The sequence below is a fragment of the Streptomyces sp. Act143 genome, assembly GCF_003143935.1.
In the GTDB taxonomy this organism is placed as follows: Bacteria; Actinomycetota; Actinomycetes; order Streptomycetales; family Streptomycetaceae; genus Streptomyces.
On the sequence record NZ_QFRX01000001.1, the window covers coordinates 8,477,060 to 8,493,283 of the forward strand.

Annotated in this window: 16 protein-coding genes; 12 read left to right on the top strand and 4 right to left on the bottom strand. The window is 71.1% G+C overall.

Annotated elements, in window-relative coordinates; genetic code table 11:
* Positions 1–446 precede the first annotated feature (446 nt).
* From DI272_RS38720 to DI272_RS38770, 10 genes are all read left to right on the top strand, one after another.
* Entirely contained in the window at positions 447–2,096 is a 1,650-nt protein-coding gene (locus tag DI272_RS38720; protein ID WP_109499839.1) for a CTP synthase, read from the top strand.
* A gap of 84 nt (positions 2,097–2,180) precedes the next feature.
* Positions 2,181–2,807 (top strand): NUDIX hydrolase, encoded by a 627-nt coding sequence (locus DI272_RS38725; protein ID WP_109499840.1) that lies wholly within the window; start codon positions 2,181–2,183, stop codon positions 2,805–2,807.
* A gap of 149 nt (positions 2,808–2,956) precedes the next feature.
* Positions 2,957–5,020, top strand: coding sequence for a tetratricopeptide repeat protein (locus tag DI272_RS38730; RefSeq protein ID WP_109499841.1), 2,064 nt, complete (start codon positions 2,957–2,959; stop codon positions 5,018–5,020).
* Positions 5,021–5,178: 158 nt separating this feature from the next.
* The gene (ald, locus tag DI272_RS38735) at positions 5,179–6,303 is read left to right on the top strand and encodes an alanine dehydrogenase (RefSeq protein ID WP_181387457.1); all 1,125 of its coding nucleotides are present in this window, start codon (positions 5,179–5,181) and stop codon (positions 6,301–6,303) included.
* Between the two features lie 387 nt (positions 6,304–6,690).
* A complete protein-coding gene (locus tag DI272_RS38740) occupies positions 6,691–7,827 on the top strand; it encodes a ParA family protein (RefSeq protein WP_109499842.1) in 1,137 nt (378 codons plus the stop codon).
* Complete coding sequence (locus DI272_RS38745; protein WP_109499843.1) at positions 7,812–8,378, top strand: hypothetical protein; 567 nt, start codon at positions 7,812–7,814, stop codon at positions 8,376–8,378. Before DI272_RS38740 ends, DI272_RS38745 begins: the two co-directional genes overlap by 16 nt.
* An 18-nt stretch (positions 8,379–8,396) precedes the next feature.
* The gene (locus DI272_RS38750) at positions 8,397–9,383 is read left to right on the top strand and encodes a ScpA family protein (RefSeq protein ID WP_109499844.1); all 987 of its coding nucleotides are present in this window, start codon (positions 8,397–8,399) and stop codon (positions 9,381–9,383) included.
* Positions 9,380–10,033 carry an SMC-Scp complex subunit ScpB gene (scpB, locus tag DI272_RS38755; protein ID WP_109499845.1) on the top strand — a complete coding sequence of 218 codons (654 nt, stop codon included), beginning with the start codon at positions 9,380–9,382 and terminating at the stop codon, positions 10,031–10,033. Before DI272_RS38750 ends, scpB begins: the two co-directional genes overlap by 4 nt.
* Positions 10,033–11,151, top strand: a complete 1,119-nt coding sequence (locus DI272_RS38760) for a pseudouridine synthase (RefSeq protein ID WP_109499846.1) — start codon at positions 10,033–10,035, stop codon at positions 11,149–11,151. Before scpB ends, DI272_RS38760 begins: the two co-directional genes overlap by 1 nt.
* Positions 11,152–11,395: 244 nt before the next feature.
* Positions 11,396–11,941 (top strand): TIGR03086 family metal-binding protein, encoded by a 546-nt coding sequence (locus tag DI272_RS38770; RefSeq protein WP_109499847.1) that lies wholly within the window; start codon positions 11,396–11,398, stop codon positions 11,939–11,941.
* A 93-nt stretch (positions 11,942–12,034) separates the two neighbouring features.
* Here DI272_RS38770 and DI272_RS38775 read toward each other — a convergent pair whose 3' ends face one another.
* Positions 12,035–13,003, bottom strand: a complete 969-nt coding sequence (locus tag DI272_RS38775; protein WP_109501271.1) for a DUF72 domain-containing protein — start codon at positions 13,001–13,003, stop codon at positions 12,035–12,037.
* A gap of 80 nt (positions 13,004–13,083) precedes the next feature.
* Between DI272_RS38775 and DI272_RS38780 the strand changes: the two genes are divergently transcribed.
* A complete protein-coding gene (locus DI272_RS38780; protein WP_109499848.1) occupies positions 13,084–13,803 on the top strand; it encodes an NUDIX domain-containing protein in 720 nt (239 codons plus the stop codon).
* Positions 13,800–14,816 (top strand): ADP-ribosylglycohydrolase family protein, encoded by a 1,017-nt coding sequence (locus DI272_RS38785; RefSeq protein WP_109499849.1) that lies wholly within the window; start codon positions 13,800–13,802, stop codon positions 14,814–14,816. Before DI272_RS38780 ends, DI272_RS38785 begins: the two co-directional genes overlap by 4 nt.
* An 8-nt stretch (positions 14,817–14,824) precedes the next feature.
* Here DI272_RS38785 and DI272_RS38790 read toward each other — a convergent pair whose 3' ends face one another.
* From DI272_RS38790 to DI272_RS38800, 3 genes are all read right to left on the bottom strand, one after another.
* The gene (locus DI272_RS38790) at positions 14,825–15,157 is read right to left on the bottom strand and encodes a transposase (RefSeq protein ID WP_258314805.1); all 333 of its coding nucleotides are present in this window, start codon (positions 15,155–15,157) and stop codon (positions 14,825–14,827) included.
* Between the two features lie 68 nt (positions 15,158–15,225).
* A complete protein-coding gene (locus DI272_RS38795; protein ID WP_109499850.1) occupies positions 15,226–15,639 on the bottom strand; it encodes a Rieske (2Fe-2S) protein in 414 nt (137 codons plus the stop codon).
* Positions 15,636–16,220, bottom strand: a complete 585-nt coding sequence (locus tag DI272_RS38800; RefSeq protein WP_109499851.1) for a DUF6529 family protein — start codon at positions 16,218–16,220, stop codon at positions 15,636–15,638. Before DI272_RS38800 ends, DI272_RS38795 begins: the two co-directional genes overlap by 4 nt.
* Positions 16,221–16,224: the final 4 nt, after the last annotated feature.

The window sequence follows — 16,224 nt, forward strand, 5'->3', positions numbered from 1 at the left end:
AAAGGGTCGTTGTAATGCGTCGTTGAGCGGTGAAGCAAAGCAGTCGCTCTGCCGCTGGGCAAAACGACGATCTCTTCTCAACGAACTGACGAGCTCACGTTGTTCCGGTGCTTACGGGCGGGGGGTGGTGCCGTGTTGCCGGCCGGGCTCGGCAGCGAATGTCCGAGCAGGATACGACGCACGTAGATGATCTGTGTGCCGCTCCGGGCAACGCGGGTGAGCCGAACGGGTGAGCAGCTGGTAAGAAACCCGTGACGGGTGAGCGTCTGTGTCGACACGAGCGCGGAGCGTGGCCGGAAGCCATCCCCCCGAGGCGCTGATACCCTGGTAGCCCGTGGACCGGTGGTGGACAAAGCCCCCGACCGCAGCGACGGCGACGCCGGGAATCCCCGGCCGCAGCGCCGCCCCGCACCCCAGATCGCGACCACGGGAGCCCCCTCTTGGCCATGCCGCCGAAATCTACGACGACCAAGCACATCTTCGTCACCGGGGGTGTCGCCTCCTCTCTCGGCAAGGGCCTGACGGCCTCCAGCCTGGGGATGCTGCTCAAGGCCCGCGGCCTGCGCGTCGTCATGCAGAAGCTCGACCCGTATCTGAACGTCGACCCGGGCACGATGAACCCCTTCCAGCACGGAGAGGTCTTCGTCACCAACGACGGCGCCGAGACCGACCTGGACATCGGACACTACGAGCGCTTCCTCGACCGTGACTTGGACGGCAGCGCCAACGTCACTACAGGCCAGGTCTACTCCACGGTCATCGCCAAGGAGCGGCGCGGCGAGTACCTCGGCGACACCGTGCAGGTCATCCCGCACATCACCAACGAGATCAAGCACCGCATCCGCCGTATGGCCACCGACGAGGTCGACGTAGTCATCACGGAGGTCGGCGGCACGGTCGGCGACATCGAGTCGCTGCCGTTCCTGGAGACGGTCCGCCAGGTCCGCCACGAGGTCGGCCGTGACAACGTCTTCGTGGTCCACATTTCCCTCCTGCCGTACATCGGCCCGTCGGGAGAGCTGAAGACGAAGCCCACCCAGCACTCGGTTGCGGCCCTTCGGAACATCGGTATCCAGCCGGACGCGATCGTGCTGCGCTGCGACCGCGAGGTGCCGACCGCGATCAAGCGCAAGATCTCCCTGATGTGCGACGTCGACGAGGCCGCCGTGGTCGCCTGCCCCGACGCCCGCTCGATCTACGACATCCCCAAGACCGTGCACGGCGAGGGCCTGGACGCCTACGTGGTCCGCAAGCTGGACCTGCCGTTCCGCGACGTGGACTGGACGACCTGGGACGACCTGCTCGACCGCGTCCACAACCCCGACCACGAGATCACCCTCGCCCTGGTCGGCAAGTACATCGACCTGCCCGACGCCTACCTCTCGGTCACCGAGGCGCTGCGCGCGGGCGGCTTCGCCAACCGGGCCCGCGTGAAGATCAAGTGGGTCACCTCGGACGACTGCAAGACCCCGGCCGGTGCCGCGGCGCAGCTCGCCGACGTCGACGGCATCTGCATCCCGGGCGGCTTCGGTGACCGCGGCGTGCTCGGCAAGGTCGGCGCGATCCGCTACGCCCGCGAGAACAAGATCCCGCTGCTCGGCCTCTGCCTGGGTCTGCAGTGCATCGTGATCGAGGCCGCGCGCAACCTCGCCGGCATCCCGGACGCCAACTCCACCGAGTTCGACTCCGCCACCGCCCACCCGGTCATCTCCACCATGGCCGAGCAGCTCGACATCGTCGCCGGTGAGGGCGACATGGGCGGCACCATGCGGCTCGGCATGTACCCGGCCAAGCTGGCCGAGGGCTCGATCGTGCGCGAGGTGTACGACGGCAAGGAGTACATCGAGGAGCGGCACCGCCACCGCTACGAGGTGAACAACGCCTACCGCGCGGAGCTGGAGAAGAAGGCGGGCATCCTGTTCTCCGGCACCTCCCCGGACGGCAAGCTCGTCGAGTACGTCGAGTACCCGCGCGAGGTCCACCCCTACCTGGTCGCCACCCAGGCGCACCCGGAGCTGCGCTCGCGGCCGACGCGTCCGCACCCGCTGTTCGCGGGCCTGGTGAAGGCCGCGGTCGAGCGGAAGACTTCGAAGTAACACAACAGTTGTACGGTGGCCGGGGCGTCCGCATTCAAAGGCGGGCGCCCCGGTTTTCCTGGTGCACGTGCGGAAGGACAGGGCATGACGATCAAGGACACCCCCGAGGAGTGGGAGATCCGGGCGACGGAGACCCCCTTCGTGGGCAACAAGACCTCCGTCCGCACCGACGACGTGGTCATGCCCGACGGCACGGTCGTCCGCCGCGACTACCAGGTCCACCCCGGCTCGGTCGGCGTCCTTGCCCTCGACGACGAGGGCCGGGTGCTGCTGATCAAGCAGTACCGCCACCCGGTCCGGCAGAAGCTGTGGGAGATCCCGGCCGGCCTGCTCGACGTGCCCGGCGAGAACCCGCTGCACGCCGCTCAGCGCGAGCTGTACGAGGAGGCGCACGTCAAGGCCGAGGACTGGCGGGTGCTGACCGACGTCTACACCACGGCCGGCGGCTGCGACGAGGCCGTGCGGATCTTCCTGGCCCGCGATCTGTCCGAGGCCGACGGCGAACGCTTCGAGGTCGAGCACGAGGAGATCGACCTGGAGTACGCGCGCGTGCCTCTCGACGAGCTCGTACGGGGTGTCCTCGCGGGCGAGCTGCACAACAACTGCCTGGTGGTGGGCGTGCTTTCGCTGGTGGCCGCGCAGCAGGGCGACGGGCTCGACGCCCTGCGCCCCGCGGACGCCCCCTGGCCGGCCCGTCCCTTCGCCTCCTGAACACTCCCGGTGTGACCATCGGTTGATCCGATCGGGCGACCTGTCCGCCGCGCTCCACCAGGAACGTTGCAGAGCGTGAACTACGCTCTGTAAATGCCCGTTCGGAGTCCCGGCGGGCTTGCGCGTGCGGTGGGACGGGAGTGTGGCCCGTGACGGATCAGGCGGTGGACACGAGCGGCGTTCAGCTGTCGGCCGAGGGTCATTTCCTGGGCCGGACACGGGAGTTGAAGGAGCTCCGCGCCGACATCGAGCGGGCGGGTCTCGACACCCTGTCCGGGAAGAAGGCGCCCCGCGCGCGTGTGCTGCTCATCGCCGGCCGCCCCGGCTCCGGCCGCACCGCGCTCGCCGAGGAGCTCGTACGACAGGTCGCGGACCGTTACGGCGACGGAGTGCTCAAGGCCCGCCTGAGCGAGCCCGACGGCACCCCCGTCCCCGTCGAGCGCACCGCCCGTGAACTGCTCGCCGCCCTGGACCGGCCCACTCCGGCCGGTGCCGCCGAGGACGACCTCACGGCGGCGCTCCGGGAGGCCCTCGCCGACCGCAGCGCGCTGCTCCTGCTCGACGACGCGGTGACCGTCGACCAGGTCGACGCCCTCCTCCCGGACACCCCGGACTGCCTGGTGGTCGCGGTGTCCGACGGCCCGCTCACCGGCATCTCCGACGTCCGCCCGTGCACCCTCGGCGGCCTCGACACCAAGTCCGCCCTGGAGCTGCTGACCCGGCACACCGGCTCGGTCCGCATCACCGTCGACCCCTGTGCCGCCGAGGGCCTGGTGGAGGTGTGCCAGGCCCAGCCCGCCGCGCTCACGATGGCCGGCGGCTGGCTCGCCGCCCGGCCGAAGGCCGCCGTCGCCGACCTCGCCAAGCACCTGCACGCCGAGGGCGACGAGGGGACGCCCCTGACCCGGGTCTTCCGCCTCGCCTACGGCTCGCTGCCCAGCCCCGCCGCCCGGATACTGCGCCTGCTCTCCCTCGCCCCGGCCGGCCTGGTCGACCCGCACACCGCCTCCGCCCTCGCCGGCTGCTCGGTGGGCGGTGCCCGCACCACCCTCGACGACTTCGTCGCCCTGGGCCTGCTGCACGCCGTGGAGTCCCCGCTGCCGCAGTACGAGGTGCCGGCCTGTCTGCACCCCCTGCTGACCTCCCTCGCCGAGACCCAGGACCGCCCCGCCGAGCTCCAGCTGGCCCGCGCCCGGATGCTGGAGCGGACGGTACGGCTGCTCCAGTCCTGCCGTGCCATCACCGAGACGGACAACCCCGAGGCCCGCGAGAAGCTCCAGGGCATGCCCCGCTCCCTGCGCTTTCCCAGCCCCCGGGCCGCCGAGGACTGGCTGCGCATCCGCAGACCCGCCCTGCTGGCCGCCGCCCGCCTCGCGGTCGCCGACGGCGAGCTCGACACCCTGGCCCGACGGCTGATGTCCCAGCTGGTCAGGGCGATGGTCGCGCACTTCGGCACCCAGGCCGCGGCCCCCGACCTGTACGGCATCCACCGGCTCGTCCTGGACGTGGCCGAGCGCCGGGAGCTGCCCCGGGAGAAGGCGGCGGCACTGCTGAACCTCGGTGATCTGGACGCGCAGACGGGGCGCACGGCCGACGCGCTGGTCCGCTATCGGGCCGCCCTGGACGCCGGACGCGCAGCAAATGATCCGTATGCGACCGGCCGCGCGATGGAATCCGTAGGCGGCGCGCATCTGGAGCTCGGGGACTACGACCGGGCCGCCGACTGGTTCGGCCGCGCCCTGGCCCAGCGCCTGGCCCGCGACGAGCGCGCGGACGCCGCCCGGCTGTACGGCCGTATCGCCGCCGCCCACACCTACGCGGGCCGCTACGGCGAGGCGCTGCGGGGCTGGCGGGCCGCGGTCGCCGGGTACCGCAAGGAGGGCGATGTCGGCGCCCACGCCCGGGCGTTGAGCGAGCTCGCGCGCGTCCAGGAGTACGCCGGACGCCCCGAGGAATCGCTGCGCACCTGCCAGGAGGCGGTGGAGTGGGCGCGGCGCGCGGAGGACGTACGGCTGCAGGCCGCGTTGCAGCTGAGGCTGGCCGACACCCTGGAGCACCTGGGCGATCCCACCGCCGCGGCGCTGCACCGGGGGGCCGCGGAGCGGCTGCTGGGGGAGGAGCTCGCGGAGCCGGAAGCGGAACCGGAACGGCCCGATCCTCCGAAACATGACCCTGATGCCTGCGAAATCCGTAGTACACCCGCTGAAGATTGATGCAATGAAAGGCTAGACAGCGGGAACACCTTCATTAGACTGGCTCTGCCGCACCTTCTCCTGCGGTGCATCCTGGTGTGCTCATGCATGGCCGGGTATGTGTTGTATTGCCCCCTGTGGCGCCTTCTGTATTGCCCACACCCTCTGAGCCAAGGACCGTGATCGACGTGAAGGTCGGCATCCCCCGCGAGGTCAAGAACAACGAGTTCCGGGTGGCCATCACCCCCGCCGGCGTGCATGAGCTGGTGCGCCACGGCCACCAGGTCGTCATCGAGCAGGGCGCCGGTGTCGGCTCGTCGATCCCGGACGAGGAGTACGTCGCCGCGGGCGCACAGATCCTCGGCACCGCCGACGAGGTGTGGGCCACCGCCGACCTGCTGCTGAAGGTCAAGGAGCCCATCGCCGAGGAGTACCACCGCCTCCGCAAGGACCAGACGCTCTTCACCTACCTGCACCTGGCCGCCTCCAAGGAGTGCACCGACGCGCTCATCGAGTCCGGCACCACCGCGATCGCCTACGAGACCGTCGAGCTGCCGAGCCGCGCCCTGCCGCTGCTCGCCCCGATGTCCGAGGTCGCGGGCCGCCTGGCCCCGCAGGTCGGCGCCTACCACCTGATGCGCTCGGCCGGCGGCCGCGGCGTCCTGCCCGGTGGCGTCCCCGGCACCCAGCCCGCGAAGGCGGTCGTCATCGGCGGCGGCGTCTCCGGCTGGAACGCCACCCAGATCGCCGTCGGCATGGGCTTCCACGTCACGCTGCTCGACCGCGACATCAACAAGCTCCGCGAGGCCGACAAGGTCTTCGGCACCAAGGTCCGGGCGATCATGTCCAACTCCTTCGAGCTGGAGAAGGCCGTCCTCGACGCCGACCTCGTCATCGGCGCGGTGCTCATCCCGGGCGCCAAGGCCCCGAAGCTGGTCACCAACGAGCTCGTCGCCCGGATGAAGCCCGGAAGTGTCCTTGTCGACATCGCGATCGACCAGGGCGGCTGCTTCGAGGACTCCCACCCGACCACGCACGCCGAGCCGACCTTCCAGGTCCACGACTCGGTCTTCTACTGCGTCGCCAACATGCCCGGCGCGGTGCCCAACACCTCCACCTACGCGCTCACCAACGCGACGCTGCCCTACATCGTCGAACTGGCCAACCGCGGCTGGGTGGAGGCGCTGCGCCGCGACCCCGCGCTCGCCAAGGGTCTCAACACCCATGACGGCAAGGTCGTTTACCGCGAGGTCGCCGAGGCGCACGGCCTGGAGCACGTGGACCTCGAGACGCTGATCGGCTAAGTCACCTTTTCGTAAAGGCGATACGTCAACAAGGCGCGTCAACGACGCACACGCGGCCGGACCTTGCCCGACAAGGTCCGGCCGGATGTGTGTATGGTCACTTTGCGGCTCTCGGCCAACTCGCCTCGAACGTAACCCTTTGGTCGATTCGCACACCGGTGAAACCTGCCGTGCGACGGCCGTACGCCCTTGACAGCGGGATGTTTCATTGCCGACACATCGGGCCGGGTCCGGTGGATTGTGTTGCTGCGGACGCCCGACACGCCATAGAGTCGCCGACTGTCGGCATGGTGCAACGCTGACCTGTCTAGAAGTTTCCTGGTCACCAAGGAGGTAAGACGACTTGTGAATGAGTCGACATTTACTCCCGGGGGTGGTCAACCAGGAATGCCGGTACGGGACCAGGGTCCCGCGGGGTTCGAGGCTGTCGGCTCCGTTGCGGTGCGCACCTTCGCAGCCCACCAGAGTCACCAGACGACAGGGACGACTCTGTCAGCACACCAGAGCATGGATGGCCATCACGTGAACGCCATGGCCGGCGACGGAAGTGGCGCGCCCCACAACCACTTCGCCGACTACGACGAACTGCCCGAGGGGCACTTCTACGACCCCGACGCCGAGTACGAGCCCGACCCCGAGTACGCGGCCACGCTCGCTCCCGACGCTGCCCGCCAGCGCCGCGAGCGCATCGGCCCGACCGGTCGCCCGCTGCCGTACTTCCCGATCCCGGGCCCGCTGACCGACCACGGACCCGCGAAGATCATCGCGATGTGCAACCAGAAGGGTGGCGTCGGCAAGACCACGTCGACCATCAACCTGGGTGCCGCGCTCGCGGAGTACGGACGCCGGGTGCTGCTCGTGGACTTCGACCCGCAGGGCGCGCTGTCGGTGGGTCTCGGTGTCAACCCGATGGAGCTCGACCTCACCGTCTACAACCTGCTCATGGAGCGGGGCATGGCGGCCGACGAGGTCCTGCTGAAGACCGCGGTCCCCAACATGGACCTGCTGCCGAGCAATATCGACTTGTCGGCGGCGGAGGTCCAGCTGGTCTCCGAGGTCGCCCGTGAGTCGACCCTGCAGCGCGCCCTGAAGCCGCTCATGGCCGACTACGACTACATCGTGATCGACTGCCAGCCGTCACTCGGCCTGCTGACCGTGAACGCGCTGACGGCCGCGCACAAGGTGATAGTGCCACTGGAGTGTGAGTTCTTCGCGCTGCGTGGTGTCGCCCTGCTGACGGAGACCATCGAGAAGGTCCAGGAGCGGCTCAACCCCGACCTGGAGCTCGACGGCATCCTCGCCACGATGTACGACTCGCGCACGGTCCACAGCCGCGAGGTCCTGGCCCGCGTGGTCGAGGCGTTCGACGATCACGTCTACCACACGGTCATCGGGCGCACGGTCCGCTTCCCGGAGACCACGGTCGCCGGTGAGCCGATCACCACGTACGCCTCCAACTCCGTCGGTGCCGCCGCCTACCGCCAGCTCGCCAGGGAGGTGCTCGCCCGGTGTCACGCCGAGTGAGTCTGCCGGGGGCCGACGAACTCTTCCGTACGACAGGGGGAATGGCGCTCCAGCCGTCCACTCCGCGGCGGGGGGCCAACGGCGACGCCCGGGTGCCCGCGCCCGCCGGTGAGAGCGACGGGGTGGTGGCGGAGGACGCGCCGCACTCCGTGCCCGCCCAGGGCGGGGACGGCGACGGGGCGGAGCACGTGGCCACGGAGCCGACCGAGACCGGGGAGTCCCGCAGCCGGGGCACCACGGCCGAGCGCTCCACGCGACGTCAGGACGCGCAGGAAGGTTCTGCCGCCGCCGCGCCGCGCAAGCAGCGGGGCGGCGGAAGGGCGGCAGCGCGCCGCCCCAGTGGCCGTGAGCGGCACGACGAGAAGATCACCGTGTACGTCTCCGCCGAGGAGCTCATGGACCTGGAGCACGCGCGCCTGGTCCTCCGCGGCGAGCACGGACTGGCCGTCGACCGCGGGCGCATCGTCCGCGAGGCGGTCGCCGTGGTGCTGGCCGATCTGGAGTCCCGCGGAGACGCGAGCATCCTCGTACGACGGCTTCGCGGGCGGTAGCGGTAGCCTGCGGGGGCCATGACCTCGAACGACGTTCCCGTCCCCGCCTCCGGCGCAGCCGCCGGTCGGCGGCGTGCGCTGGGCCGGGGGCCGGGGGTGTCCGAGGCGCCTGAGGTACATGAGGTGCCAGAGGTGCCCGAGCCGGTCGTGGTCGAAGAGCCGGTCGTGGTCGAAGAGCCGGTCGCGGAAGAACCCGACGGCGGTGTCTTCAAGGTCCGGCTCGCCAACTTCGAGGGCCCCTTCGACCTCCTCCTCCAGCTGATCTCCAAGCACAAGCTGGACGTGACCGAGGTCGCGCTGTCCAAGGTCACCGACGAGTTCATGGCGCACATCCGGGCGATGGGCCCGGACTGGGACCTGGACCAGACGACCGAGTTCCTCGTCGTCGCCGCCACCCTGCTCGACCTGAAGGCCGCCCGGCTGCTGCCCGCCGCCGAGGTCGAGGACGAGGCCGACCTGGCCCTCCTCGAGGCGCGGGACCTGCTCTTCGCGCGGCTGCTCCAGTACCGCGCGTACAAACAGATCGCGGACATCTTCAACCAGCGCCTCGACGACGAGGCCCGCCGCCACCCCCGTACCGTCGGCCTGGAGCCGCACCACGCCGAGCTGCTGCCCGAGGTCGTCATCAGCATCGGGGCGGAAGGATTCGCCAAGCTCGCCGTGAAGGCGATGCAGCCCAAGCCCAAGCCGCAGGTGTACGTCGACCACATCCACGCCCCGCTGGTCAGCGTGCAGGAGCAGGCCGGGATCGTCGTCGCCCGGCTCAAGGAACTCGGCGAGGCCAGCTTCCGGGCGCTGGTCGAGGACACCGACGACACCCTCACCGTGGTCGCTCGGTTCCTGGCGCTCCTTGAGCTGTACCGGGAGAAGGCCGTCGCCCTGGACCAGGAGACCGCGCTCGGGGACCTGATCGTGCGCTGGACCGGTGGCGAGGGGGACGAGACGCCGATGGTGACCGACGAGTTCGACCGGCCGCCCGAGCCGCCCAAGGAGGACAAGCCGTGAGCGAGGAGACCACCGAGATCCCGGCCGGGCTGCGCACCGTCGCCGGCCTCGACCTCAAGCCGGCCCTGGAGGCCGTCCTCATGGTCGTGGACGAGCCCGCGACCGAGGAGCACCTGGCGAAGATCCTCCAGCGGCCCAAGCGGCAGATCGGCGACGCGCTGCGGGAGCTGGCCGACGAGTACACCGTGCAGGGGCGCGGCTTCGAGCTGCGGCTGATCGCCGGGGGCTGGCGGTTCTACTCCCGGCCGGAGTTCGCGGCGGCCGTCGAGGGCTTCGTCCTGGACGGGCAGCAGGCCCGGCTCACCCAGGCGGCGCTGGAGACGCTCGCGGTCGTCGCCTACCGGCAGCCGGTCAGCCGCAGCAGGGTCTCGGCGGTGCGCGGAGTGAACTGTGACGGGGTGATGCGCACCCTTCTCCAGCGGGGTCTGGTCCAGGAGGCGGGCACGGAACCCGAAACAGGTGCGATCCTGTACACGACGACGAACTACTTCCTGGAGCGGATGGGCCTGCGCGGTCTGGACGAGCTCCCGGAGCTCGCGCCCTTCCTCCCGGAGGCGGAGGCGATCGAGGCCGAGACCCAGGAAGGGGTGCCGTCGTTCGATCCGGACGCTCCGGATTCCGAGGACGCAGACGACAAGACGGAACTTTGATGCGAAGCAGCAGCGGCAGGAACAGCAGCGGAAACAACGGCGGGAGCCGTGGTGGCAACAGCGGCGGCCGCGGCGGGAGCAGCGGTGGCCGCGGTAACTACCGCGGCGCCGGCAACTCCCGTGACGACAAGCAGGGCGGCCGGCCGAAGAAGCCGCGCCCCGAGGAGCGCCAGTACGACGTCGGTCCCGGAGCCTCTCCGCAGGGTCCGAAGTCCGGGCGCGGCGCTTCGGCGCGCGGCGGCGCCAAGGGCGGACCCAAGCAGGGTGGCACCGGGCGTGGCCGCTGGGTGCCGGCGACCTCCCGTGAGTACGAGGCGCGGGCCGAGGAGCGCAACCGGGAGCGGTACGCGAACAAGAAGGACGTGAAGCTCCCCAAGACCTTCCCGGGCGCCGAGCAGGAGGGCGAGCGGCTCCAGAAGGTCCTCGCGCGCGCGGGCTACGGCTCCCGCCGGGCCTGCGAGGAGCTCATCGAGCAGGCGCGGGTCGAGGTCAACGGCGAGATCGTCCTGGAGCAGGGCAAGCGCGTCGACCCGGAGAAGGACGAGGTCAAGGTCGACGGCCTGACCGTCGCCACCCAGTCGTACCAGTTCTTCTCGCTGAACAAGCCCGCCGGTGTCGTCTCCACCATGGAGGACAACGAGGGCCGCCAGTGCCTCGGCGACTACGTCACCAACCGGGAGACGCGGCTCTTCCACGTCGGCCGGCTCGACACCGAGACCGAGGGCGTCATCCTGCTCACCAACCACGGCGAGCTGGCGCACCGCCTGACCCACCCCAAGTACGGCGTGAAGAAGGTCTACCTCGCGCACATCGTCGGCCCGATCCCGCGCGACCTGGGCAAGCGGCTCAAGGACGGCATCCAGCTGGAGGACGGGTACGCGAAGGCGGACCACTTCCGGGTCGTCGAGCAGACCGGCAAGAACTACCTGGTCGAGGTCACCCTGCACGAAGGCCGCAAGCACATCGTGCGCCGCATGCTGGCCGAGGCCGGCTTCCCGGTCGACAAGCTGGTGCGCGTGGCATTCGGCCCGATCACCCTGGGCGACCAGAAGTCGGGCTGGCTGCGTCGGCTGTCCAACACCGAGGTCGGCATGCTGATGAAGGAAGTCGACCTCTAGGCCCTTCGCGGGTTTCCTTGGACGTTCCTCGGGTCTGCCCGTGGCCGTGCGCACCGATGTGTTCTGGCCCTCTCGCCGGTCTGTATGTGTGATCGGCGAGAGGAGTGGCCATGAGGAGCGCCACCAGCATGTGTCTGACGGCCCTGCGGGGCCGCGGGCGACGTCCGCTGCCCGCGGGGCTCGGGAGCCGCTCAGCGGCGCCTGAGGAGCCGCTGAGGGCCTCCGCGCCGACGGGGGTGCCGGCGTGAACGTGGGGGAGCTGCTGGAACGGTCGCTCGCCTACGCGCTCGGGAGCGTCGCCGGCGCGGAGTCCATGGGCCTCGGCCGGGCCACTCCGTGCGCCGAGTGGGACCTGGGGGAGCTGCTCGGGCATCTCGACGACTCCCTGGACGCGTTGCACGAGGGGCTGACCGGCGGCCGGATCGGGCTGCTGCCGCAGGCCGACCGGGGCTGCGGCTTCCGTACGCGCGCGTGTGCCGTGCTCGGCGCCTGGGCGGCCGGGGCCGAGGGTGCGGTGCTGGTCGGGGAACGGCCGCTGGACGTGCGGGTGATGGGCGCGGTCGGCGCCGTCGAGATCGCCGTGCACGGCTGGGACGTCGCCCAGGCGTGCGGCCGGTCACGGCCCATCCCGGCGGCCCTGGCCGCCGACCTGCTGCCGGTGGCCCGGTGCGTGGTCGCGGCGGAGGACCGGGGTGTGCGCTTCGCCGCGCCGGTCGCGGTGGCGCCCTGCGCGCCGCCGGACGCCCGGTTGTTGGCTTTTCTGGGGCGCCGCGACGTCCTTCCGGGATGAGTCCGGTGCCCGCCTTGCGTGCGGGACCCTCTCGGCTTCCGTCCGAGACGCCCTGCTGACCGGGAGACCGGTGCGACCGGCGAGGTTCGTCGGCTACTGCTCCCGCACCGACTTCCCCGCCTGCCGAGGACCCTCGCTGCGGGCGCCGGCGCGCCTCGTAGCCCCCGGCGCCGGGCCGGCAGCGCCCGCGTCGTCCCGTGCCGCCGTGCGGTGAGCGTCCCGTGCCAGCAGGTGCTGCATGGTCTCGGCCGCGCGGACGGCCGCGGTGCCGCAGCAGTTGTTGAACAGCACGTGCAGCGCGTCGACCCGCCCGGCCAGCGAGCGCAGCCGGGGCAGCCACTCGGCGAGTTCGGCCTCCCCGTACTCGTACCGGAACCGGTCCTCCTTGCTCCCCGTGCCCCAGGCGGAGCTGCGTCCGTGGAAGCGCACGACGGACAGGCGTCGCGAGGTGACCGCGGCGACGGGCGGGATCGACGAGGAGAGCGACTGCGTCATGTCGACGGCCACGGCGGCCATGCCGTACCGGGCGAGCAGGGCGGTGGTCACGTCCGCCCACTCCCGGCGCCACCAGCCGGGATGCCGGAACTCCACGGAGACCGGCCACCCGGCGGTCCGCTCGGCGCACTCCCGCAGGAAGGCCCCGGCCCGCTGTCCGGGCCGGAACCAGGGCGGGAACTGGAACAGCACGCTGCCGAGCCGGCCGGCCGCCCGCAGCGGTTCGATCCCCTCGGTGAAGCGCGCCCACACCGCGTCGAGCACCGCCGGGTCCCCGGGCTCGGCGGGCAGCCCGCCCGGCATCACGGAACTCCGGGTCGGATGACCGGTGAGCAGTGAGAACGCCTTCACGTCGAAGACGAAGCCGCTCGGCGTCCGCTCCACCCACCGCGCGCTGGTGCGGGCGTCGGGCAGCGCGTAGTACGCCGAGTCGGCCTCCACGACGGGGAACCGCCCGGCGTAGTGCCGCAGCCGCCCCTCGGCGTCCCGCCGCCCCGGCGGATACCAGCCGCTGCCGGTCAGTGCCCGGTCGGTCCACGAACACGTGCCCACGAGGATCTCGCCCATGCGGATGCGGTTACCCGGGTTGTGCCGACCCATCCCGCCTCTTTATAGTCGTCCTGACTATTAAAGGAGGGGGGCTGGGCATGGCCGCTTACGACAAGTACGCCTACGAGCCCTTCGCCGTCACCGTCGACCTCGCCGTCCTCACCCTGCGCGCGGGCGCCCTGCACGTACTGCTCGTCGAGCGCGGGGAGGAGCCGTACGCCGGCCGCTGGGCGCTGCCCGGCGGCTTCGTGCGGCCGGACGAGTCCGCCGAGACGGCGGCCCGGCGCGAACTCGCCGAGGAGACCGGCCTGTTCGACGTCTCCGGGCTGCACCTGGAGCAACTGCGCACCTACAGCGAGCCCGACCGTGACCCCCGGATGCGGGTCGTCTCCGTCGCTTTCGCCGCCCTGCTGCCCGACGCGCCCGAGCCGCACGGCGGCAGCGACGCGGCCGACGCCCGCTGGGTGCCGTACGGCACGGCCCGGCCGCTCGCCTTCGACCACGACCGCATCCTCGCCGACGCGCACGACCGGGTCGGCGCCAAGCTGGAGTACAGCTGCCTCGCCACCGCCTTCTGCCCGGCCGAGTTCACCCTCGGTGAGCTCCAGCAGGTCTACGAGACCGTGTGGGGCACCGCGCTCGACCGCCCCAACTTCCGCCGCAAGGTGCTTGCCACGCCCGGCTTCGTCGAACAGGTCCCCGGCGCCGCGAGATTGACCGGCGGCCGCGGCAAACCGGCGGCCCTCTACCGCGCGGGACCGGCCACCGCCCTGCACCCGCCCCTCCTCCGACCGTCCCGGGAAGGACGCCCCGCATGACCGCTACCACCGTCAGGAAGCGCGCCGCGACCGGCACGCTCATCGGGCTCGCCCTCGGGGACGCGCTCGGCTTTCCGACCGAGTTCAACGACGTGCCGTCGATCCTCGCCAAGTGCGGGCCGTGGCGGGAGATGCCGCTGCCGAGCCGCGCGTTCGTCTCCGACGACACCCAGATGACGCTGGCGGTCGGGCGCGCTCTGCGGACCGCCACGGACCGGGGGGCGCTCGGCCCCCAGGGGCTGGCGGCCGCCCTGCGACCGGAGTTCATCGCCTGGAACCGCTCCCCGGAGAACAACCGCGCTCCGGGACGCACCTGCCTCGCGGCGTGCGATCTGCTGGAAGGCCCCGGTCCTTGGCAGGACGCCAGCCAGCTCGGCTCCAAGGGCTGCGGCGCCAACATGCGCGTCGCGCCCATCGGGCTCGCCCCCGGCCTGAGTGACGAACAGCGTTCCGGCGCCGCCCAGTTGCAGTCCGCGCTCACCCACGGCCACCCCACCGCGCTCGCCGCCTCCGACCTCACCGCGCACGCCGTACGGCTGCTCGCGCAAGGAGCCGAGCCGACCGGGCTGGTCGGGCTGCTGCGGTCGTACGCCATCGAGAACCGCGCCCGCTACCAGGAGCGTTGGCTCGGCGACCTGTGGACCCGGAGTCAGGACCCGACGCCCGAGCACTTCATCGCACGCGGCTGGGACGAGTGTCTGCAGATCCTGGACCGGCTGCGGGAAGCCGTCCGTACCGTCTCGCCGGAGACCGACCCGTGTCTGGCCACCGGCGCGGGGTGGATCGCCGAAGAGGCACTGGCGACCGGGCTGTTGTGCTTCCTGCTCTTCGTCGACGAGCCGGTGACGGCGCTGCGGCGGGCCGCTTGCAGCTCCGGTGACTCCGACTCGATCGCCTGCCTGACGGGCGCGTTCGCGGGGGCGTACCACGGCGCCGACGCCTGGCCCGTCGCATGGGCGGACCGGATCGAGTACCAGAGCGAGCTGGTGACGCTCGGCGCGCTCTGGGACTAGGGCGTGTTTTAGAACTCGCTGACCTGCTTGGTGGGCCGTCCGGGGAAGTCGCGGGCGGCCATCTCCCACGTGATCAGCCCGTCCGCATCCGCCCGGGCCTGCAGCCGGGTCAGCAGTTCGGGCCAGGTACCGTCACGTTGCCAGCGGCGAAAGAGCCCGTAGACGGTCTGCCACGGCCCGTACCCCGACGGCAGATCCCGCCACGGAGCACCGGTCCGCACCCGCCAACGGATCCCGTCGATCAGTCTCCGCCGACCCAACGATGGCCGCCCCAGCACCGCGACCGGCAACAGCGGCTCCAGCACAGCCCACTGCCCGTCAGAAAGATCCCCTCGCCCCACACCGCGATCATCACGGCACAGGGCAAGGGGCGAGGCCCACTTCTAAAACACGGCCTAGCGGAGCGGGGCTAGGCCAGTTTGATCGAGTCGCCCTCGACCGCGATCTTCTTCTCGGCCAGGGGGCGGGGCGCCGGCGGGTGGACCACCGAGCCGTCCTTGATGCTGAACTTGCTGCCGTGGCAGTTGCAGTTGATGGTGCCGCCCGACACGCTCGCCACCGGGCACTGCTGATGGGTGCAGATGTTGGTGAAGGCCTTGAACTCGCCCTTCTCCGGCTGGGTGACGACGACCTTCTCGTCCTCGAAGATCTTGCCGCCGCCGACCGGGATGTCGCTCGTCTTCGCCAACTCGGTTCCCGCGGAGGCCTCGACCGTCCCGGAGCCGGAGTCGTTCTCGTCGCCGTACTGGCCGCACCCCACGGTGAACGCCGCCGCGCCCGTCGCGAGGAGCACCGAACGTCGCGTCGGGCCTTGCATCGTCATGTCGTCACTCCGAACGTGCGGAAGAACCAGAGGGCGGAGGTCAGCCAGAGGATCGTGAGCGCGGCGAAGACGAGCCCGCCGACGATCGGCAGCAGCCAGTCGGGAAGGCGCTCCGAGCGGAGCAGCAGCATCTTGGCACTGAAGGCGCCGAAGAAGAAGCAACCCAGGAGGGAGTGCCAGAAAACGCGCGTTTCGTACGTCTGATAGCCGAGCGCGTACAGGCAGTGCACCGCCACCGGCACCGCCACCAGGAACGCCGCCCGGCCCGACCAGCGGTGCAGCGTCCCGGACCAGCTCGGGCCCGGCAGCTTGCCGTACATCATCAGCGCGGAGGTGAGCTGGACCAGCGCGAAGAACACCGCGACCGTCGCCAGCCAGGACTTCACGGCTCCCGTGCTGCTGAAGCCGGCGAGGTTGAAGGCGGTGCCCGCCGGGTCGTGGACCTTGCCGTACACGCCGAGGGCAACCGCCACCGCGGCGGCGACCAGGGCCGGGATCAGATAGCGGGCCGCGCCCGGCTGCCGGTGGTCGGGCTGCGGGGACGGAAATCCTTGGGTGGCGGCGTTCGGGTCGACGGTCATGGTC

Bases quoted from the DNA above. Each gene is read 5' to 3' on its own strand.
- DI272_RS38760 (WP_109499846.1), top strand. From the start codon at position 10,033: ATGCGAAGCAGCAGCGGCAGGAACAGCAGCGGAAACAACGGCGGGAGC.
- DI272_RS38800 (WP_109499851.1), bottom strand. From the start codon at position 16,220: ATGACCGTCGACCCGAACGCCGCCACCCAAGGATTTCCGTCCCCGCAG.
- DI272_RS38780 (WP_109499848.1), top strand. From the start codon at position 13,084: ATGGCCGCTTACGACAAGTACGCCTACGAGCCCTTCGCCGTCACCGTC.
- DI272_RS38725 (WP_109499840.1), top strand. From the start codon at position 2,181: ATGACGATCAAGGACACCCCCGAGGAGTGGGAGATCCGGGCGACGGAG.
- DI272_RS38740 (WP_109499842.1), top strand. From the start codon at position 6,691: ATGCCGGTACGGGACCAGGGTCCCGCGGGGTTCGAGGCTGTCGGCTCC.
- DI272_RS38785 (WP_109499849.1), top strand. From the start codon at position 13,800: ATGACCGCTACCACCGTCAGGAAGCGCGCCGCGACCGGCACGCTCATC.
- DI272_RS38750 (WP_109499844.1), top strand. From the start codon at position 8,397: ATGACCTCGAACGACGTTCCCGTCCCCGCCTCCGGCGCAGCCGCCGGT.
- DI272_RS38795 (WP_109499850.1), bottom strand. From the start codon at position 15,639: ATGACGATGCAAGGCCCGACGCGACGTTCGGTGCTCCTCGCGACGGGC.
- DI272_RS38775 (WP_109501271.1), bottom strand. From the start codon at position 13,003: ATGGGCGAGATCCTCGTGGGCACGTGTTCGTGGACCGACCGGGCACTG.
- DI272_RS38720 (WP_109499839.1), top strand. From the start codon at position 447: ATGCCGCCGAAATCTACGACGACCAAGCACATCTTCGTCACCGGGGGT.